Annotated in this window: 19 protein-coding genes; 11 read left to right on the forward strand and 8 right to left on the reverse strand. The window is 61.4% G+C overall.

Going from position 1 to position 19,330, the window contains the following annotated elements; all coding sequences use genetic code 11:
- Positions 1-102 precede the first annotated feature (102 nt).
- Positions 103-900 carry an ABC transporter substrate-binding protein gene (locus ACE3O2_RS01855; protein WP_374334586.1) on the reverse strand — a complete coding sequence of 266 codons (798 nt, stop codon included), beginning with the start codon at positions 898-900 and terminating at the stop codon, positions 103-105.
- Between the two features lie 489 nt (positions 901-1,389).
- Here ACE3O2_RS01855 and ACE3O2_RS01860 point away from each other — a divergent pair, with 489 nt between their 5' ends.
- Positions 1,390-6,210, forward strand: coding sequence for an NAD-glutamate dehydrogenase (locus tag ACE3O2_RS01860; RefSeq protein WP_374334587.1), 4,821 nt, complete (start codon positions 1,390-1,392; stop codon positions 6,208-6,210).
- Between the two features lie 102 nt (positions 6,211-6,312).
- On the opposite strand, the gene ACE3O2_RS01865 is transcribed toward ACE3O2_RS01860, so the two are convergent.
- The 3 genes from ACE3O2_RS01865 to ACE3O2_RS01875 form a co-directional block, all read right to left on the reverse strand.
- Positions 6,313-7,125 carry a hypothetical protein gene (locus tag ACE3O2_RS01865; protein ID WP_374334588.1) on the reverse strand — a complete coding sequence of 271 codons (813 nt, stop codon included), beginning with the start codon at positions 7,123-7,125 and terminating at the stop codon, positions 6,313-6,315.
- A gap of 112 nt (positions 7,126-7,237) precedes the next feature.
- Positions 7,238-8,203 carry a LysR family transcriptional regulator gene (locus tag ACE3O2_RS01870; RefSeq protein WP_374334589.1) on the reverse strand — a complete coding sequence of 322 codons (966 nt, stop codon included), beginning with the start codon at positions 8,201-8,203 and terminating at the stop codon, positions 7,238-7,240.
- A gap of 69 nt (positions 8,204-8,272) precedes the next feature.
- Positions 8,273-9,196, reverse strand: coding sequence for a LysR substrate-binding domain-containing protein (locus ACE3O2_RS01875; RefSeq protein WP_168876158.1), 924 nt, complete (start codon positions 9,194-9,196; stop codon positions 8,273-8,275).
- 89 nt (positions 9,197-9,285) lie between these two features.
- On the opposite strand from ACE3O2_RS01875, the gene ACE3O2_RS01880 reads away from it, so the two are divergent.
- The 5 genes from ACE3O2_RS01880 to ACE3O2_RS01900 all read left to right on the forward strand — a co-directional run bounded on the left by ACE3O2_RS01880 (position 9,286) and on the right by ACE3O2_RS01900 (position 11,854).
- Positions 9,286-10,218 (forward strand): DMT family transporter, encoded by a 933-nt coding sequence (locus ACE3O2_RS01880; protein ID WP_374334590.1) that lies wholly within the window; start codon positions 9,286-9,288, stop codon positions 10,216-10,218.
- 52 nt (positions 10,219-10,270) lie between these two features.
- Positions 10,271-10,756, forward strand: a complete 486-nt coding sequence (locus ACE3O2_RS01885) for a hypothetical protein (protein WP_374334591.1) — start codon at positions 10,271-10,273, stop codon at positions 10,754-10,756.
- A gap of 14 nt (positions 10,757-10,770) precedes the next feature.
- Positions 10,771-11,226, forward strand: a complete 456-nt coding sequence (locus tag ACE3O2_RS01890) for a hypothetical protein (protein WP_374334592.1) — start codon at positions 10,771-10,773, stop codon at positions 11,224-11,226.
- Positions 11,227-11,314: 88 nt separating this feature from the next.
- Complete coding sequence (locus ACE3O2_RS01895; RefSeq protein WP_374334593.1) at positions 11,315-11,605, forward strand: hypothetical protein; 291 nt, start codon at positions 11,315-11,317, stop codon at positions 11,603-11,605.
- Between the two features lie 3 nt (positions 11,606-11,608).
- Positions 11,609-11,854 (forward strand): recombinase RecA, encoded by a 246-nt coding sequence (locus ACE3O2_RS01900; RefSeq protein ID WP_374334594.1) that lies wholly within the window; start codon positions 11,609-11,611, stop codon positions 11,852-11,854.
- Between the two features lie 14 nt (positions 11,855-11,868).
- On the opposite strand, the gene ACE3O2_RS01905 is transcribed toward ACE3O2_RS01900, so the two are convergent.
- The 3 genes from ACE3O2_RS01905 to ACE3O2_RS01915 all read right to left on the reverse strand — a co-directional run bounded on the left by ACE3O2_RS01905 (position 11,869) and on the right by ACE3O2_RS01915 (position 13,631).
- Positions 11,869-12,483, reverse strand: coding sequence for a hypothetical protein (locus ACE3O2_RS01905; protein WP_374334595.1), 615 nt, complete (start codon positions 12,481-12,483; stop codon positions 11,869-11,871).
- A 171-nt stretch (positions 12,484-12,654) separates the two neighbouring features.
- A complete protein-coding gene (locus ACE3O2_RS01910) occupies positions 12,655-13,125 on the reverse strand; it encodes a 2TM domain-containing protein (RefSeq protein ID WP_374334596.1) in 471 nt (156 codons plus the stop codon).
- A 119-nt stretch (positions 13,126-13,244) separates the two neighbouring features.
- Complete coding sequence (locus ACE3O2_RS01915) at positions 13,245-13,631, reverse strand: hypothetical protein (protein ID WP_374334597.1); 387 nt, start codon at positions 13,629-13,631, stop codon at positions 13,245-13,247.
- A gap of 188 nt (positions 13,632-13,819) precedes the next feature.
- On the opposite strand from ACE3O2_RS01915, the gene ACE3O2_RS01920 reads away from it, so the two are divergent.
- The 4 genes from ACE3O2_RS01920 (at position 13,820) to ACE3O2_RS01935 (ending at position 17,368) form a co-directional block, all read left to right on the forward strand.
- Positions 13,820-14,539 (forward strand): (Fe-S)-binding protein, encoded by a 720-nt coding sequence (locus ACE3O2_RS01920; RefSeq protein ID WP_374334598.1) that lies wholly within the window; start codon positions 13,820-13,822, stop codon positions 14,537-14,539.
- A complete protein-coding gene (locus ACE3O2_RS01925; protein WP_374334599.1) occupies positions 14,539-15,966 on the forward strand; it encodes a LutB/LldF family L-lactate oxidation iron-sulfur protein in 1,428 nt (475 codons plus the stop codon). Before ACE3O2_RS01920 ends, ACE3O2_RS01925 begins: the two co-directional genes overlap by 1 nt.
- Positions 15,963-16,604, forward strand: coding sequence for a lactate utilization protein C (locus ACE3O2_RS01930; RefSeq protein ID WP_374334600.1), 642 nt, complete (start codon positions 15,963-15,965; stop codon positions 16,602-16,604). The genes ACE3O2_RS01925 and ACE3O2_RS01930 overlap by 4 nt, the downstream gene beginning before the upstream one ends.
- Positions 16,605-16,678: 74 nt before the next feature.
- Positions 16,679-17,368, forward strand: coding sequence for a lysozyme inhibitor LprI family protein (locus ACE3O2_RS01935; protein WP_374334601.1), 690 nt, complete (start codon positions 16,679-16,681; stop codon positions 17,366-17,368).
- 8 nt (positions 17,369-17,376) lie between these two features.
- Here ACE3O2_RS01935 and bla read toward each other — a convergent pair whose 3' ends face one another.
- Positions 17,377-18,264: a class A beta-lactamase gene (gene bla, locus ACE3O2_RS01940; protein WP_374334602.1), complete on the reverse strand. Its 888-nt coding sequence runs from the start codon at positions 18,262-18,264 to the stop codon at positions 17,377-17,379.
- Positions 18,265-18,394: 130 nt separating this feature from the next.
- On the opposite strand from bla, the gene ACE3O2_RS01945 reads away from it, so the two are divergent.
- Positions 18,395-19,270, forward strand: a complete 876-nt coding sequence (locus tag ACE3O2_RS01945) for a LysR family transcriptional regulator (RefSeq protein ID WP_374334603.1) — start codon at positions 18,395-18,397, stop codon at positions 19,268-19,270.
- Positions 19,271-19,330: the final 60 nt, after the last annotated feature.

The following is a 19,330-nucleotide window of genomic DNA, read 5'->3' on the forward strand; positions in this document are numbered from 1 at the left end:
TACCTCAGGGCGAGGGCACCCTGAATGACAACGCCCCGACCAGGCAGGTACTGCATGTTTCGTGCCGGTCGGGGCGCCATCGGGGTTCAGCCTGTTTAAGACTTAGCCGCCGTAAACGTCAAACTTGAAGTATTTGCCGTTGATCTTGCCATACTTGCCACTCTTGCGAATGGAGTCGATGGCTTTGTTGAAGGCGTCGCGCAGGTCTTTGTCTTCCTTGCGCACTGCGACACCAGCGCCTTCGCCCAGCACGGCCTTCTCTTCCGGGGTCTTGCCAAACATGGGCTCGCCTACAAACTTGAAGTCCTTGCCTTCCGGCTTCTTCAGGAAGCCTTCCGAAGCTTCTACCGAATCCTGGAAGGAGGCATCCACGCGGCCTGCCTTCAGGTCCATGTACACTTCATCCTGCTTGGCGTAACGCACCACCTTGGCACCCTTCGGCTCCCAGAACTTGGAAACGAACTGGTCGGCAATGGTACCGCGCTGCACGCCAATCTTGACGTCCTTCAGGTGCTCAGGCTTGGCATCCTTGATCTTGGTGTTGTTCTTGGCCACCAAGCGTTGCGGGGTGTTGTAGTACTTCTTGCTGAAGTCCACCTTCTGCTTGCGCTCTTCGTTGATGGACATGGAAGCGATGATGGCGTCGAACTTCTTGGCTTGCAGCGCCGGGATCATGCCGTCCCAGTCTTGCTTCACCAGCGTGCACTTGGCCTTCATTTCTTCGCACAGCGCCATGGCGATATCAATATCGAAGCCGACAATGGAGCCATCCGGCTTGGTTTCGGAGAACGGGGGGTATGCACCCTCCACGCCGATGCGGATTTCTTTCCAGTCCTTGGCGAATGCACCCATCGATGCGACAGATGCAGCCAGCGTCAGCGCGGCAATAGCCTTCTTCATGCAACCTTCTCCTCTGGTTTGTCGGGCCGGGCGATACATCGTCGATCCCGGTCCCTGCGGGTCTTGCGGGCGCGCTCCCCGTTTCGTGTCTGAAAACCGGGCCAGCACCTGCTTCAGGTCCATCACCTTCCGGCTCAAACCGTCCGGAAGTGGGTGACGGCAATAATGTCATGAATATTTATAGGCTACAATGTAAAACGCCTGCCCCGATCCGCACCAGCCTAGTACAGCAACATATTCAGGCACCAGGAATCAGCAGACAAAACGTTTAATATCATTGACTTGAGCTATATTGTTACCCATTAAAGCGGGGTGAATGACGATTTACTTAAACGCCATTCTGTAACTTGGTGTCGCATTCCGGAAATATCCCCCCTGTCCGCAGGTCTAGAATGCGCCTGAGCCGTGGTGGCCCCCCTCTCAGGTGATCCCTGAACTGCCACCCGCCCTGCTGGCCGCCAGTCAGCCCCGACAAGAGAGACAACAACAATGACGCAAACCCCGATGTCCGACCTGCAAGCCCTGATCGAGCAGGTACAGACCATGGCTCGTGAAAAACTGCCCGCAGCCCAGGTCAAGAAGATGTTGCCCTACCTGCAGGCCTACTTTGATGATGCCAACGTCGATGATCTGAGCACCCTGCCGGCAGTGGACCTGCTGGGTGCGGCCAGCAGCCATTTGCAGCTGGCGCAGCAACGTGTGGCCGGTGAACCCAACATCCGCATCTACAATCCGGAATTTGACATTCACGGTTGGCAATCCACCCACACCATCATCGAGATGGTGAACGACGACATGCCTTTCCTGGTAGATTCGGTCACCATGGCACTGTACCGCCGTGGCCTGTCGCTGCATGTGTTGCTGCACCCGGTGCTCTCGGTGAGCCGGGACAGCAAAGGCAAGCTGACGAGCGTGGCCGAGGCCAGCGATGAAACCCCGGTGCGGGAATCCTTCATCCATATCCAGATCGACCGCCAGACCGACAAGGCGACACTGGCTGCGCTGCAGGGAGACCTGCAGCAGGTGCTGACGGACATTCGCGCCGCCGTCTGCGACGAAGCCACCATGCGCAAGCACCTGCAAGAAGCGATTGCCTCGCTGGCCAGCGCACCAGCTCAGGCCGGAGATACGGCAGAATTTGCTGAATTCCTCGGCTGGATCGAGCGCAACAATTTTGTGCTGCTGGGCTATGCCGACTATCAAGCCAAGAGCGGCAAGGCCACCGAGATCACGCTGGTGGAAGGCTCGGGCCTCGGCATCCTGCGCGATACCGACCATCCGGTCTACGCCCAGTGCCTGAAAGGCATCCCCGGCGAGCTGGTGGAACTGAAAAAGCGGCCGGAAGCCCTGACGCTGGTAAAGGCGGATGCCCACTCCACCATCCACCGCCCGGGTCACCTGGACTTTATCGGCGTCAAACGCTATGACAGCAAGGGCAATGTGGTAGGGGACCGCTGCTTTGTTGGTCTGTACACCGCCACGGCTTACCACGCCTCCCCCAGTGACATCCCGGTGCTGCGCAAGAAAGTGGCTTTCGTACGGCAGGCTTGCGACTACATCGAAAACAGTCACCGCGAAAAAACCCTGCTCAACGTGCTGGAAACCTATCCGCGTGACGAGCTGATCGAAATGCCTGCCGACACCCTGCTGAAATTTGCACAGGGTATCGTCGGCCTGCAAGAACGCCCGCGCGTACGGGTGTTTGTGCGGGACGACCGCTTTGGCCGCTATGTCTCGGCACTGGTCTACCTGCCGCGGGATGCTTTCAATACCGAAGTGCGGCTGAAGATGAACCAGATCCTGCTGCAGGCCTTTGGTGGTGAAAGCAGTGAATTCAATGTGATGCTGTCCGAAAGCAATCTGGCACGCATCCAGTTCAATATCCGCACCCCGATTGGACAGCTGCCGGACTTCAGCGAGCAGCAGATCGAAGCTGACATTGCGCGCGCCGTGCGCGGCTGGAAAGACGAATTGCTGCAGTCGCTGCTGGAACAGCATGGCGAAGAGCGTGGCAACAACCTGTTCCGCCGCTATGGCGAAGGTTTCCCGGCTGCTTACCGCGAAGAATTCCTGCCACGCAGCGCCGTGAGCGATCTGGACAAGATGGAGTCGCTGTCCGCCGATTGCACGCTGGCGATGAAACTGTACGCACCGCAGCGCGACGATGGCAGCCACCAACACTTCAAGCTGTTCCGCCTCAACCAGTCGATTGGCCTCTCCAATGCCTTGCCGATGCTGGAAAACCTGGGCGTGACGGTGCTGGACGAACATCCCTACCGCATCGAACTGGAAGACGGTAGCCAGGTGTCCATCAGCGATTACGGCCTGCAGCTGGGTAGCGAGAGTGCACGGGATACCTTGCAGAACGATGCCAAGGTGCGTGAAGCGTTCCAGGAACTGTTCGCCAAGGTGTTCCACAAGCAATGCGAGAACGATGGCTTCAACCGCCTGACCCTGCTGGCCGGGCTGAACTGGCGTCAGGTCAGCGTGGTGCGTGCCTACGCCAAGTATCTGCGCCAGGCGGGCCTCACCTTCAGCCAGAGCTATGTCGAGCAATGTCTGGCCAACTATCCGCAGCTGGTGCGCCTGATGCTGGCGCTGTTCGAAGCCCGCCTGTCCCCCACCGCACACGATGCTGCACAGGCCGAGCAACTGACGGCGGATATCCGCGCCGGGCTGGATGATGTCGCCAATCTGGACGAAGACCGCATCCTCAATGGTTTCCTGACCCTGATCCTGGCCACCCGCCGCACCAACTTCTGGCAGCTGGATGCGCACGGCCAGCCCAAGCCTTACCTGTCGTTCAAACTGGAAAGCGGGCAGATCCCCTTCCTGCCGGATCCAAAACCGCTGTTCGAAATCTGGGTGTACAGCCCACGGGTAGAGGGCGTGCACCTGCGTGGCGCCAAGGTGGCGCGTGGCGGCCTGCGCTGGTCGGACCGCATGGAAGACTTCCGCACCGAGGTACTGGGCTTGGTCAAGGCGCAGATGGTGAAGAACGCGGTGATCGTGCCGATGGGCTCCAAAGGCGGCTTTGTCGGCAAGCAGCTGCCACCAGTCAGCGACCGTGATGCCTGGCTGGCAGAAGGCATTGCCTGCTACAAGATGTTCATTTCCGGCCTGCTGGACATCACCGACAACATCGTCAGCGGCAAGATCGTACCCCCGGCCAATGTGCACCGTCTGGACCCGGATGACCCCTATCTGGTCGTAGCGGCCGACAAGGGCACGGCCACCTTCTCCGACATCGCCAATGGCATTTCTGCCGAATACGGCTTCTGGCTGGCGGATGCGTTCGCGTCAGGCGGTTCTGCCGGTTACGACCATAAGGGCATGGGCATTACCGCCAAGGGCGCGTGGGAGTCGGTCAAGCGCAGCTTCCGCCATCTGGGCATCGACACCCAGACCACCGACTTCACGGTGATCGGTATTGGTGACATGTCGGGCGACGTGTTTGGTAACGGCATGCTGCTGTCGCAGCATATCCGCCTGCTGGCGGCATTCGACCACCGTCACATCTTCCTTGATCCGAACCCGGATGCCGCCCGCAGTTTTGCGGAGCGCCAGCGCCTGTTCGCCCTGCCCCGCTCCAGCTGGGCCGATTACGACAGCGCGCTGATCTCGGAAGGCGGCGGCATTCACCCGCGTAATGCCAAGTCGATTGCGCTGACCGCACCGGTGAAAGCCTGGCTGGGAGTGAGCGTAGACAGCATGACGCCGACCGAGCTGATCCACCACATCCTGAAAGCCCCGGCCGACCTGCTGTACAACGGCGGCATTGGCACCTATGTGAAAGCCAGCACGCAAAGCCATGCCGAGGCCAACGACCGTTCCTGCGATCCGATCCGGGTCAACGGCAATGATCTGCGGGTGAAGGTACTAGCCGAAGGCGGCAACCTCGGCTGCACCCAGCTGGGTCGTATCGAGTTCGCCCTCAACGGCGGCCGCATCTGCACCGACGCCATCGACAACTCGGCAGGCGTGGACTGCTCCGACCATGAGGTGAACATCAAGATCCTGCTCGGCCAGATCGTGGCCGGTGGCGACATGACCCTGAAGCAGCGCAATGTGCTGCTGGCAGAGATGACCGATGAAGTCGGTCAGCTGGTGCTGGCCAACAACTATGCGCAAACCCAGGTAATTGCCGTCGGCCAGCAGATTGCGCCGTCGATGCTCAACACCCATGCCCGCTTTATCCAGCATCTGGAAAACACCGGGCAGATGAACCGCAAGCTGGAGTTCCTGCCGGACGAAGCCCGCTTCAACGAGCGCCGTCTGGCCAAGCGTGGCTTGACCCCGCCGGAAGTCGCCGTACTGATCGCCTACAGCAAGATCGAGCTGTACCAGAACCTGCTGCAAAGCGATTTGCCGGATCAGCCCGACTTTGAAGACATGCTGGTGGAGTACTTCCCGCTGCCGCTGCAGCAGAAGTTCCGCGAGGCGATGGGCAGCCACGTGCTGCGCCGCGAGATCATTGCCAACCAGATGGCCAATGAAATCGTCAACCGCATGGGCAGCACCTTCGTGTTCCGCCTGCAGGAAGAAAGCGCAGTGCCTGCAGCGGATATTGCCCGTGCCTGGCAAGCCGCCAGCCGCATTCTGGACGCCCGCGCGTTGTACCGTCAGATCGAGGCGCTGGACAATGTGGCTCCCGCTGCCGTGCAGGCAGACATGATGCTGCAGGTTCGCACCCTGGTGGAGCGTGCCTGCCGCTGGTTGATGCGCAATCGCCGCCCGATCACCCCGGTGAACGAGATCATCGCGGCTTTCCGCCCCTCGGTGGAGAAGCTGCTGGGCGACGTCAGCAAGCTGATCCCGTCTGCCGGTTATGCGCAGATTGCCAAGCGCGAAAGCCAGTTGATCGAGCAGAACGTACCCGCCGCACTGGCCGCCACGGTGGCACGGATGGACGAGCTGGTCTCCGTGTTTGACATCATCGAGGTGGCACACGGCAACCAGCTGGCGCTCGATGTGGTAGCGGCCAACTGGTTTGCCTTGGGTCGCGCGCTGGAGCTGGACTGGCTGCGGCAGGTCATCACCCGTCTGCCGCGTGACAACCGCTGGCAGTCACTGGCGCGTACCGCCTTGCGTGACGACCTGCATCGCCAGCAGCGGGCCTTGCTCAGCCGGGCGCTGACCGAGAGCAAGGATTGCGCTACCGACCTGCAGGTGACCGACTGGCTGGTGAAGCATGAGCATGCCGTCCATGTGTGCCAGCAGATGTTTGCCGAGCTGCAATCCTACGATCAGCTGGACCTGGCCATGCTGTCCGCCGGCATGCGTGAGCTACACAATCACCTGATGGTGTAAGCGCAAGGGCTGCTCTGGTTTATCCGGGGCAGCCCGCCTTTTCAGGCACGGGGGATCATCAGCAGAGCTCGCAAACCCGCCTGAGGCACAGGTGGCCGCGACTCAGTTGAGTGGGGAATACCAGAGCGAAGGGTCGTTCAAGGGGGTTTCAGCAGGCAGGTTAGGATTCTCCAGCCTCAGTACCCGCCGCCCTTGCAGTTTGAGGCCTTTGAGTAACTCCGTTTGATACGTCTGGAACAGCTGTTCAAAACGCCCGTTCTGCCGCATCCGTTGCAGCCCCGCCTCTATGCGTTGCCCCAGTTTCTCCCCTTCCAAGGTCCGGCCTGTAAAAAAGTAGCGCGGCAACGGCAGGTAGATTAATAGGCTTTGTTCAATTTTCAGGCTGGGCAATTTTTCATGATGGCTCTGCCATTCCGGCATGATTTCATCCACCCCCCGCAGGAAGTAATCAAACCGTCCATAGGCCAACATGGAAAACAAGGGCTCGTACTCACTACTGGTCAATACCTTGAACCCGGCCTGCCGCCATACATCCGTAATGGTCCAGTTCTCCTGCAAGCCTGCACGCAGCTGCCGAAGTTGATCCAGACTGCGGATACTGTCAAAGCGAGCCTGATCTTTGTCGCGGATCAGCAGCAGGCGATATCCCAACAGGCCTTTGTCAATCGGAATGCGGATGGGGCGCAGGGCTTGCTCATAACTCACCGAGGTCGGCACATTGATGACGTTAACCTCACCATTTGCATCATTCAATGCCAATACACTGCGCAAGCGATTGATCACGCCACTGCTGCGAACCAGTACATAATCACCGTAATCCTTGCGGGTATGCTCCAGCGCCTCCTGCAGCAAGTCAAACGCATAGCGATCCCGCACATCAATATCGGTTTCAGGGCGGGGAAAGACCACCCGCATGGGTGCCGCCCATAGAGCCACACTCACAAAACCGCTTAGCAGTAATGTCAACCAAGCACGCATATTGTCCCCCGCACGATCTCAGTATAGTGCGGTTTTCGCCGTACGCATGTCACCCTTCGTCACCCAGCCGGATGGCATTGGCCAGCCACGGTACGTACTGCTGCAGCAACGGCAGGTAGCGCTGCCGCAAGACCTGGATGATGTCTTGCGACAATTGTGCCGGCAGACTGCCCAACTCCTCCTGCCGTGCCACCAGCGTCAGTTCGCGGTGGAACTCGCCCTCCGGAATCGGCAGGCACTCCACCTCCCCGGTGAGCAAACCACTTTGTAACAGGCATAGCGGGGTGGTGATGGTCCAGCCCACCCCGGCCTTGACCATGCCCAGAATGGCGGAAGAATTGTCCAGCTGCATGCGCAGGGGCGGCGCCAACCCCCAGTGCTGCAACTGGGCCTCAATCGAGCGGCCAATCACCGTGCCGTGGCTGTAGCGCACAAAATCCCCCGCCGCGGACAACGCCCGCAAACTGTTGCGCGGCCCGGCAAAGTCCTTCGGCAGCACCAGCACAAAGGGCTCGCGGATGATGCGCTGACGGAACAGCTCGGGATGGTTGGCCACCGCATCGTCCGAGATGATGATGTCCACCTTGCGCGCCAGCAGGCTCTCGGCGTGCTGGTGCGACTGTCCGGTGACCAGCGACCAGTGCGCACTGCGCAGCTTGACCACATCAAGCAATTCTCGCCCCACGCTGGTCGCCAGCGAATCCACCGAGGCAATGCGCACATGCTTGAGGGTAGCCTTTTCCTTGCGGCGAAAGTCCAGGCTCACCTGCCGCGCCGAATCGAGCAGGCGTACGCTGCGTTCATAGAACTGCCGCCCCAGCGGGGTCAGCATCGGGGGGCGCTGCGAGCGGTCCAGCAACTGAACGTGCAGCGACTGCTCCAGATTGGCCAGACTTTGCGAGACCGAAGACTGGGTCATGCCCAGCCGCTGCCCGGCCGCCGTCATGCCGCCTGCCTCCACAATGGCTGCAAACACCTCAAGGGATTTCAGATCAAAACCGATCTGCGATGCCATACCGATCTCCTTCCAGCCTGTACGCTACCTGCTGCGCGCCAGATTGGCAATCCGTGGCGGTGCGGAGCCTCAATCGGTCAGCCAGCGCGCCAGCTGCATCAGCAGACTGTCCGACAGCAATTGCTCCGGTAAACAGAGCTGCAGCTGACGCGTGGCCCAGCCATCTTCCAGCTCCACCACGGCAATCGGGTGGCTTTCCCGATAGGCCAGCGCCACATCCACCGGCAGAAAACCAATCCCCAACTGCGCCACCACCAACTGCACCAGGGCGTAAAAGCCGGGGGCGCGGGCGCGGTATACCGGCTGTACCGCAACATGGCGCGCCATTTTCTCGATAAAACCTTGCAAAGCCCTCTCCTCCGGCAGCCCCACCAAGGGCTGCTGCAAGGCTTCGCTGAAGCGGCAGCTCAGTTTTTGCGCGAGGGGGTGACCGGCTGCCGTCACCACCACCAGCCGGTATTGCCGGTATGGCAGGATCAGCAGGCCTTCCGGATGATAGTCACCGTCGATCACCCCCAGATCGGTCTGTCCGGCCGCGACAGCGCGCCAGACGTCGCGGCTGCTGCCCTCCTCCAGCGTCAGGTCCAGCTCCGGGTGCCGCTGCAGAAAGGCGCCCAGTTGTGCAGGCAATTGCGAGTGTGACGCCGTGGTATTAGCCTGCACCCGCAGATGCTGCCGTGCCGGGGTGCGCTGGCGAGTGGCGGCTTCCTGCGCCTCACTGGCGGCCTGCAGCGTGCGGCGGGCATGCTGCACCCACAGCAGCCCAGCCTCCGTCAACGCCATGCCATGCGCCTTGCGTTGCAGCAGCTGCACGCCAAGTCGGGACTCCAGCCCACGCAAGCGTGCGCTCGCAGCGGATAGCGCCAGCGGCAGACGAGCAGCCGCCTCGCTCAAGCTGCCGCACTCAGCCACCGCCAGCAACAGGCGTAAATCCGGCAGATCAAAGTACACCGGCCGCAGCAGGCGCCGCAATTCGGTTTCTGATTTCGTCATGCACGAAATCATACTCCAGAAATCAGGCATGGTCTTGTCTGAAAGGCAAGCGCACAATGACAAAACTGTTTATCCAATGAAGCACTTTCATGTCCAGCACCGCAGAGCACACCTTCGCCAACCACGAATCAGGCCGCCTTCACTGGTGGCAGGATGGCCGCATTCTGGCCCTGCTGTCTGCCACCTGTTTTTCGCTCAAGGCTATTTTCATTAAGCTGGCGTATGCCGCCGGGCCGGTGGACGCCATTACCCTGCTCGCCATGCGCATGGGCCTGGCTCTGCCGGCCTTCATCCTGCTGGCCCGCTGGGGTGGTGGCAGTACCCTGAGCCGCCGCGAGTGGTTTCACCTGTTTTTGCTCGGCGTCACCGGCTACTACCTGTCCAGCCTGTTTGACTTCATCGGCCTGAAGTACATTACCGCCGGGCTGGAGCGGCTGATCCTGTTTACCTACCCCGGCTTTGTGCTGCTGGCCGACGCGCTGATCCACGGCAAGCGGGTACGCCTGGCCACCTGGGGCGCACTGGCGATCAGCTATCTGGGGCTGGTGCTGGCATTCTGGCATGACCTCATGCTGGTCAACGTGAGCCAGCAAGTCTGGATCGGCAGCGCCTGGGTACTGGCCAGCTGCCTGACCTATGCGCTGTACTACCTGGGCAGCGGTGTCATGGTGAAGCGGGTGGGCTCCTCCCGGCTGGCCGGTTATGCCGGGGCCTTCTCCAGCGGGCTGGTACTCAGTCAGTTCATGCTCACCCGCTCACCGGCCATCCTGCTGGACTTGTCCCTGCCGATCTGGGGCTACGCCATCGCCATGGCGCTGATCTCTACTGTATTGCCCATCTGGCTGGCGGCGCGTGCAGTGGCCCGACTGGGCGCGGGGCAGACCGCAGCACTCGGCACCATTGGCCCGGCGCTGACCATTTTCTTTGGCTGGATCATCCTGAGTGAGCCCTTCTCTTGGGTACAGCTGCTGGGTCTGGTATTGGTGGTATACGGGATCAGCCGATTGCAGAAAAAGTCATGAATCCAGGCGGGGCTTGTGGCATGATGTTTTTTTATGAATTAGCGTTCTCATCATGCTGCAACGCCTGTCGGGCGCACTGTTGCTTGCCCTGTTGTTCCCTACCTTACTGACTGCCGCCCCAGCCCCAGCGCCGATTACTGTACCGGATCAGGCTTTGGGGCTGTTCAGCCGGAAATTCCGCTCCTGCACCGGTGGCACCACGACCCATCCCCCTGAGTGTGTCAACAAGGCAGACTGGTTGCTGATCACTCCAGAGGGGGGCGATACCGTCAAGGTCCGCTTTGAGCTGACTTTTGCCAATGGCCACCTCTGCTCTGCCGGCAACCAGTTCAATGAGACTGCTGTAGGCCGCTGGGAAAAACAGCAGCTGAGCGTACAGATCAGTACTAGCCTGGGCGATCGCTGCAGCATGCAGATGCGCTTCACCCCGCGCGGCGTCACCTTCAGTGACCCCGGCTATAAATGTACCCCGCTGGTGTGTGGTGCCCGCGGCCTCCTGAATGATTTCAGCCTGCCGCGACGCGGCGCTTTCTGGTAGGCCCTCAGACCATCATGACACGCTACTTCTGCTTGATCTTGAGTCTGTGGCTCCTCACACCCCTGCTGGCCCATGCAGATACTCCACCCAACGCCACCATGGGCCTGTACAGTCAGAGAGTGCGGCTTTGCCCTGATGGCAACTCGGCCGTTGCTGCCTGCACCGATGTGGTGAGCTGGCTGCTGGTCACGCCAGAGAGCGTCCATTTCCAGCTCCGGCTGCCACAGGGTCAAACCTGCGCCAATCCTTATGAGGGAGCGTATTGGGGTGGTTTTGCCAGCCCCTCAGGCCGCATGCAGAAGGTGGTGTTTGATGACCCCTACCTGAAGCAGAAATGCACCCTGCAGCTGCACTTCAGCAAAGGACAGGTCACCCTGTCCGACCCCAAAGGTGAATGCACCAAGCTGCTGTGCAGCACCGGTGGCAAGCTGGATGGCCAGCGCCTGCCACGGCGCAGCGGCATCTGGTAGGCACAGCATACACACCGCTCACTTCTGACACTACGCTGTCAGGCAGGGCAAGCATCATGCAAGTTTTAGCCCACCTCGTGAGGTCATGATGTCTGCAAGCGTACTGGAAATCATCCAATGGCAAGCCCAGCCCGGCGTCACCGATGCCGCCATGGTGGCGGCCATGCAGGCCCTGCTGCCGGACTTGCAGCAACTGGAGGGCTTTATCAGCAAGACGATGTACCGCAACGCGGACCTCTGGTGCGAGCTCTACCAGTGGCAGAGCGAAGCAGATGCACAGCAGTCCAATGTGCGGATGGCAGACCAAGCTAGCCTGCAGGCCTTGCTTGCCTTGGTGCAGCCCGATACGATCTCGATACAGATCATGCGTCAGGTGTAAAACATGGGGTTTCCGGCAGCAGAACGCGAAGCCATGCGCGCCCTCAAAGGAGTCGGCGATACGGTCATCCATCGGTTGGAGCAGATCGGCTTCAGTACGCTGGCCCAGCTGGCCGGACAAGACCCGTTGGTGATTACCCGGCAGATTTCGCAGATGATGGGGTCAAGCTGCTGGCACAACAGTCCGCTGGCGCGGGGTGCGATCACCGCCATTATCCAGCTTGCCGAGCGTCAAGCCTCACCTGGCTGAGCACGACCCTCCCACTAAGACACCAGCAACATCAGCAGATTTGGCACCGGCCCGAACAGCGGCGCTGCCGAGTGGCGCAGCGACAGGTCAATGCCCAGCAGCAGTAACCAGCACGCCAGCAGCAGCCAGATGGGTGAGCGCAACGGCCAGCCCATGCGCCGCCACCCCCACACCAGCAGACCGCTCAAGCCGGCCAGCAGCAATACAAACAAAGACAGCAGCACGCCATTGAGTGCGATCATCAACAGCACCGACAGCGGCTGCAGCAGCACGCCCCGCAGATGGATATTCCCCAGCGTCAATTCCATCGCGGCTGCGGCCAGCAGCCCCGTCCACAGCTGCAGAACGGGTACCGCCTGCAAGGCCGCCACCCCCAGCGCCGAGCCACGCAGCAGCATTCGTGTATGCTGCCCCCAGCGCTGCGCCAACCTGGTCTCCAGCCCGTTCCAACCTGCCGTGAACATCAGCCAGGCCGGCAACAGCAAGCCCACCTGCCACACGCCCTTGAAGAAGTTGCTTCCCCAGGCATAGGCCAGGCAGACCGGCATGTTGATGAGCACCAGTCCTGCCCAAATCCAGCCACTCCGGCTGACGATCGCCGCCGTTGACGCTCGGGACTGCTGTGGCATGGTGGATGCTCCTGTGGATGATGGCGCGGTCTGGCAACGCTGTGCATCATAGCGAAACCCGCCCGCTTTGCGGGGCACCTCCCCCACACGGTTGCAGGAGGGGGCCAGCCCGGTTTGTTCCCGTACGTGTAGAAACGGGAACCCCCATCGAGATCAAAGTGATGATGCCCCCTATTCCAGCTTGCGCCCCAACCGCTTTTCCACCTGCTTGCGCTCCCATTCCGCACCGAGGAACGGTATCCAGTCAAAGACGGAGGATGCATGCACCAGAATGCCAATGCCCCAGCCAAGTGCAGGCCAGTAAAACCACAGATGCCGGGGGCTGGACAGCAGGTTGATCAGGCACAGCGCCGAGATGACCACCAGATACTGAATCAGGTGGATATAAAAGCGCTTGAGCTTGCGGACTCTGGACAGGGCCAGTTGTTCATCACGGTCAAGGGTATCACTCACAGGCATGGCTTGCTCACTGGACAAGGTGGAGAAGTCGATCTCAAAGACCGACGCCAGTGATTTCAAGGACTCCGCGCTGGCCGGCTGGCCATTTTCAATCCGCTGAATCGTACGGGTACTCAATCCACTGAGCTCCGCCAATTGCTGCTGGGACCAGCCTCGCTGCAATCTGAGTTTTTGTACTTGCATGACCACTCCTTGAAATCACGTCACCAAGGCTAAACGCGACACTGCATGACACACCACGACGCGGACACGACAAGCAGACGACATGCCTACGACACCTGCTGTGCCAACACAGTCAGCGGCTAAGCCCATGCCCGACGGCCTCGCCACAGTAGCAGTGCCAGTGCGGGGAGCACCAACGCACACAGACTCAGTAACGCACCAGTCAGGGTCATCATCGCGAACAGGTGCAGCAGGCCAGGTAATGCATTCGTCGGCTGAGGGCCCAACATGCCCTCCGCGACCATGCCCGCAAACAGTTGCAATACCGGGGTGATCTGGGAAGCGGCCAGCATCAACACGGCCGTTCGTAACAGATAGACCGCCGCATCCCCTGCCCAGGACAAAGCCCATCCTTCCAGCCGGCTCCAGAACAAGGTAAACATCATCCAGCACGGTAACAGCAGGCTGAACTGCCAGCCGTGCTGAATATGGTGCTCCTGCCAGGCTTCCATAATGCACACAGGCATATTGAGCAGTACCAACACAGCCCAGACCCACCTGGCATGGTAGGGCGACTTTGCATCCGGAGTATTCACACACAGTCCTTTATAATGGGTTCATACCGCACCTTCACCCCCTGATCGGGTAAGCCCGCATTGACGCCCTCTCCCGCTGCTGGCAGCATCCGTCCCATCTGCTCTGGAGGACATCCTGCATGCGCGTTGGTCTGTTTGTCACCTGTCTGGCTGACCTCAATCGCCCCTCCGTTGCCCTGGCTACCCTCACGCTGCTGGAACAAGGCGGGCATGAGGTGGTGGTACCTGCGCAGCAAACCTGTTGCGGGCAACCGGCCCTCAATGGCGGTCACCGGGCGCTGGCACGGCAACTGGCGCAAAAACTGATGGCAGAATTTGCCGATTGCGACTGTGTGGTACTGCCCTCCGGCTCCTGTGCCGCCACCTTGCGCCTGCATTATGCCGAGCTGTTTGAGCAGGCGGAAGAACAGGCACGCGCTCGCCAGTTTGGCAGCCGGGTGTATGAGCTATCGCAATTTCTCACTGAAGTGGCGCCACAGCCCGTCACCGTTCAGCGCGCCCTGCGCATCACCTATCATGATTCCTGTTCCGGCCTGCGCGAGCTGGGCATCCAGCAACAACCCCGCGCCCTGCTGCAGCAGGTGGCCGGGCTGGAACTGCAGGAGATGCACGAGGCGGAACAATGCTGTGGCTTTGGCGGTACCTTTGCCCTCAAGTATGGTGAGCTGTCGTGCAAGATCACCGATCGCAAATGCAGCAACATCGAAGCCAGCGGGGCAGACATGGTGGTGGGGGGCGACCTCGGCTGCCTGATGAATATGGAGGGCCGCCTGCGCGCCCGTGGCAGTCGCGTACAGGTGCGGCACTTTGCCGAATTGCTGGTGGACGGGGAGGACTGATGGAATCCAGCGCACACCAGTTTAGCGGTAACGTCCGGCGGCAGTTGAACAATGAACCACTGCAGCAAGCGCTGACCCGCATTCCGCTCAAGTTTGTCACCAAGCGCAGCCTGGCCGTCAACGCGGTTGGCAATTTTGCCGAGCTGCGCGAAGCGGGTGCAGCGATTCGGCAGCAAACGCTGGATGATCTGGCGCACTGGCTGTGCCAGTTTGAGACCGCCGCCCAGGCGCGTGGCGTATTTGTACACTGGGCCGAAGATGCCGCCCAGGTGCAGCAGATTGTGCGTGACATTGCACTCAGCAACGGCGTGCAGAAGGTGGTGAAATCCAAGTCGATGGTCAGCGAGGAGTGTGACCTGAACACGGCGCTGGAAGCGGCGGGCATCACCGTGGTGGAAACCGACCTGGGCGAGTATGTGCTGCAACTGGCCAAGGAACCGCCTTCCCACATCATTGCCCCCATCGTGCACAAGCACAAGGAAGAGGTCGCCACCCTGTTTGAGCAACACCACCCGCGCGAACGCGAGCCGGGCTGGGCTGACGATATCGCCGGGCTGTGCCGAGAGGCACGCGAGGTGTTGCGCCCGCACTTCCTCAGCGCGGACATGGGTATCTCCGGTGGCAATTTCCTGGTGGCGGAGACCGGCTCGGTCGCCTTGGTCACCAACGAAGGCAATGGCCGTTTCTGCACCACCCTGCCCCGTATCCATGTGGCGATTACCGGCATCGAGAAAGTGGTGCCCACGCTGGAAGACCTGAGCACCCTGCTGCGGCTGCTGCCCCGCTCGGCAACCGGGCAAGGCATCTCCAACTATGTGTCGGTGCTGACCGGCCCCAAGGATGCCGGAGCCAGCGATGGCCCGGAGCAGATGCACGTGGTACTGCTCGACAATGGCCGCAGCCAGCTGCACAGCAGCACCCTCGCCCCCATCCTGCGCTGCATCCGCTGTGGTGCCTGCATGAACCATTGCCCGGTGTATCAGGCGGTCGGCGGCCACGCCTATGGCTGGGTCTACCCCGGCCCGATGGGTTCGGTATGGACCCCCAGCCTGATCGGGCTGGAGCACAGTCTGGACTTGCCGCATGCCAGTACCGGCTGCAACCAGTGTTCCGTCGCCTGCCCGGTGAAGATTCCCTTGCCAGACCTGATGCGCGAGTTGCGCACCCGTCAGGTCGAGCAACAGCTACGCCCCTGGCGTGAGCAACTGGCTTACCGCCTGTGGGGCTGGCTGGCACTGCACCCGCGCAGCTACGCGCTAACTACCCGTATCGCCAGCCGAGTGCTGCGCTGGCTGGGGGGGCGCCAGGGGCAAATCCGCCGACTGCCTCTTGGCCAAGGCTGGACTCAAGGGCGTACCTTCCCCGCCGGACAAGGCCGCACCTTCCGCGAGCTGTACCGTGCTCGCCAGCAAGGACAATCCTCATGAACAGCGCCCGCGAACGTATCCTTGCCCGCCTGCAGGCACAACAGCCGGATCGGCCCGCCAGCGAGCGGATCACGCAACGGCTGCAACAGCCGCCCCTCGGCCCACTGCCACCCGGTGCACAAGTCGAGGATCTGGTGACGCGCTTTACCGAGCAGGCGCTGGCCCTGTCCAGCACGCTGGAAGCCCTCCCCGATCTGGCAGCGGTACCCGCCGCCGTAGCGCGCTATCTGCAGCAGCATGCGCTGCCATCCCGCGCCATCTGCTGGCCGCAATGGCAAGGGCTGGACTGGACTGGCAGCGGCTTGTGGGTGGAGGCGCGCCCGGCCCACGGCGACGATCTGGTCGGCATCACCGGCTGCTTCTGCGCCATAGCCGAAACCGGCACCCTGCTGCTGACCTCGGGCAGCAAAACCCCGGCCGCCAGCAGCTTGCTGCCGGAAACACATATTGCCATCGTACCGCGCCAGCGCCTGTTGCCACACATGGAAGCGGCCTGGGCCTTGCTGCGGGAAGAGCAAGGCCCGCTGCCACGCGCCTGCAACTTCGTCTCCGGCCCCTCGCGCACCGGCGACATCGAACAAACCATCACCCTCGGTGCCCACGGCCCCTATCGGGTGCATATCCTGCTGGTAGGGTAAACGACCATCACACTTGGTTTCTGCCTCAGGTTTGCATTACCATGCCATGACATCATTCTGCCGGGGCGTGCATCATGAAGCGGTTCTGCTTGTGGTTGCTGGCGAGTATGCTGAGCCTGCCCGTGCTGGCGGCCAGTTTTGATTGCAGCAAGGCCAAAGCCGAAGATGAGCGCGCCATCTGCAAGACCCCTGAGCTGTCCACGCTGGATGAAACCATGGCAGCGCATTACAAGCACACAGCACAACTGCTCGCCAGCTACCCGGCCCGCCTGAAGGCGTTTCGTCAGAACCAGCAAGAATGGGTCAAAGAACGGGCGAGCTGTGGCGACACCGTCGCCTGCCTCAAGCAAGCGTACCTCATGCGCAACGGCTGGCTGGCGCAGCCGCTGCACTTTTACTCCGGTACTTGGGCCAATGCCCGCTACAGCATGACGGTGCTGGTGCAGGCGGGCAGCAACCGCCCGCTGGTCCGGCTCTACCTGGCGCCGCGCAAGGCAGACAAACTGTTGCTAATGGAATTGCAGGCGCGCTTCGTCGATGCCGCACACAACAGCCAGGAAGGGCAGGATGCGGTACAGCTTACTCCGGCGTTCAGCAAAGCCTACCAACAGTATGAGGGCCTGTGCTCAGCGGTCAGCCTCAACTTTACTCGTGATGATGAAGCCTACCTCACCAGTAATGAAAACTGCCCGCTGTTCCGCGATGCCGGGGACGAGACGCTGCGCTTTATCGCACCGGCATACGATTACAGCCCACCGCCCTGACACATCTGTTACAGCCAGGCCCTCGCCAGCTCGCCGACCCGGGCAATGACCGCCTCTTGCTGCTCGCGGCTTTGCTTCGCCTGGGTCAGGTACACCGCGACCAGCAGTGGCTTGCCCTGCGGGCTGACATAGAGGCCGACATCCGCCGCAGTGCCGTTATCCCCCGTACCGGTCTTGTCTGCCAGCGTCCAGCCCTTGGGCAACTGATGACGCAAACGCTGGCCACTGGTCTCTGTCGCCCGCATCCAGCGCAGCAGCTGAGCGCGTGATGCCGGTTTGAGCGCATCGGCCAACAGCAGGCGTTGCAGATCGGCCACCATCGCAGCAGAGGTTGTGGTGTCCCGTTCATCGTTGACGATGGCACTGTTCAGCTCCGGCTCCCACCGGTCCAGCCGGGTGACCTTGTCTCCCAGCCCCCGCACGAACTCGGTCCACATTGACGGGCCGCCCAGCTGCCGCAGCAGCAGGTTAGCCGCAGGGTTGTCACTGGTGGTCACCGTCGCCTCGCACAGCCCGCCAATGGTCATGCCATCCGCCACATGCTGCTCGGTAATGGGCGACCACGGCAGCAACTCCTCCTTGCCATAGTGGATGCGCTTTTGCAGCGACAGCTTACCTTCATCCACCCGCCGCAGGATGGCCGCCGCCAGCAGCCACTTGAAGCTGCTGCACATCGGGAAGCGCTGCTCCGCCTGAAAGGCCAGCGTCCGCTTGCCCTGCACATCCTGCACGCTCACCCCCAGCCGACCGCCCAGCGATTGCTGCAGCGCCTGCAATTGCTGCAGGAAGATCGCATCGCTCACTTTACCCAAGTCAGACTTGGGGTTGCTGGCGTGCGCGAAGCTGGGCAACAACAGGGCCGCAACACTGCCCAACATGAAGGTTCTGCGCTGCATGGGCTACTCCTTGAACAAGACAGGGGGCATGATAATTTGCTGCGCCACCCTGCAACAAACGCATATCCCCATGGCCAGACCCAAGTAAAACTTATGCCATAACCACCTGTCCTGTGGCATGCTTCGCCGCATGAATATCCCCTTGCATGCCTTGCGGGCCTTTGCGGCCGCCGCCCGCCACCTGAGTTTTACCCGGGCAGCGGAAGAGCTTTACCTGAGCCAGCCCGCCATCAGTCAGCAGGTCAAACAACTGGAGGAGCGGCTGGGGGTAGCATTGTTCCGGCGTTTACCGCGCGGACTGGTGCTGACCGATGAAGGCGCGGCCCTGCTGCCCGTGGTCAACGACAGCTTTGCCCGGCTGGCGGGCACGCTGAACCATCTGCAAGGCGGCCGCCCCAGCGAGGTACTGAACCTGGGCGTGGTCAACAGCTTTGCCGTGGGCTGGCTCTTGCCACGGCTGGCCAACTTCCAGCGCACCCACCCACAGATCGATCTGCGGCTGTTTACCCACAACAATGCGGTGGATCTGCTGGGCGAAGGGCTGGACATGGCCATCCGCTTTGGCAGCGGTCATTGGCACGGCACCGCCGCCACCGAGCTGCTGCATGCCCCGCTGACGCCAATGTGCAGCCCGCAATTGGCCCTGTCGCTCAAACAGCCTGCCGACCTGCTGCAGCAGCCGCTGCTGCGCTCGTATCGGCAAGATGAGTGGCCACGCTGGTTTGACGCCGCCGGCCTGCCCGCCCCGATGATACGCGGGCTGGTGTTCGACACCTCGCTTGCCATGGCCGAAGCCGCCGCCCAGGGTCTGGGTGTGGCCCTGCTGCCAGCCCTATTGTTCCAGCGCGACCTGAGCCAGGGGCGTCTGGTACAGTTGTTCCCCATTGCGCTGCACGGCGGCAGCTACTGGCTGACCTGGCTGCAGGGCCGCCCGGTCAGCCGCGCCATGCTGGAGTTCCAGCAATGGCTAGGCAACAGCAGCCGTGCAGGGGGCCTGCAGCCTTAACATCGCCTGCAGCTTTGGCAACCCTTAGGCTTGCGCAGGAACCCGCGCACTCGCCGCACC

It is taken from the genome of Leeia sp., assembly GCF_041909055.1.
GTDB classification, from domain to species: Bacteria; Pseudomonadota; Gammaproteobacteria; order Burkholderiales; family Leeiaceae; genus Leeia; species Leeia aquatica.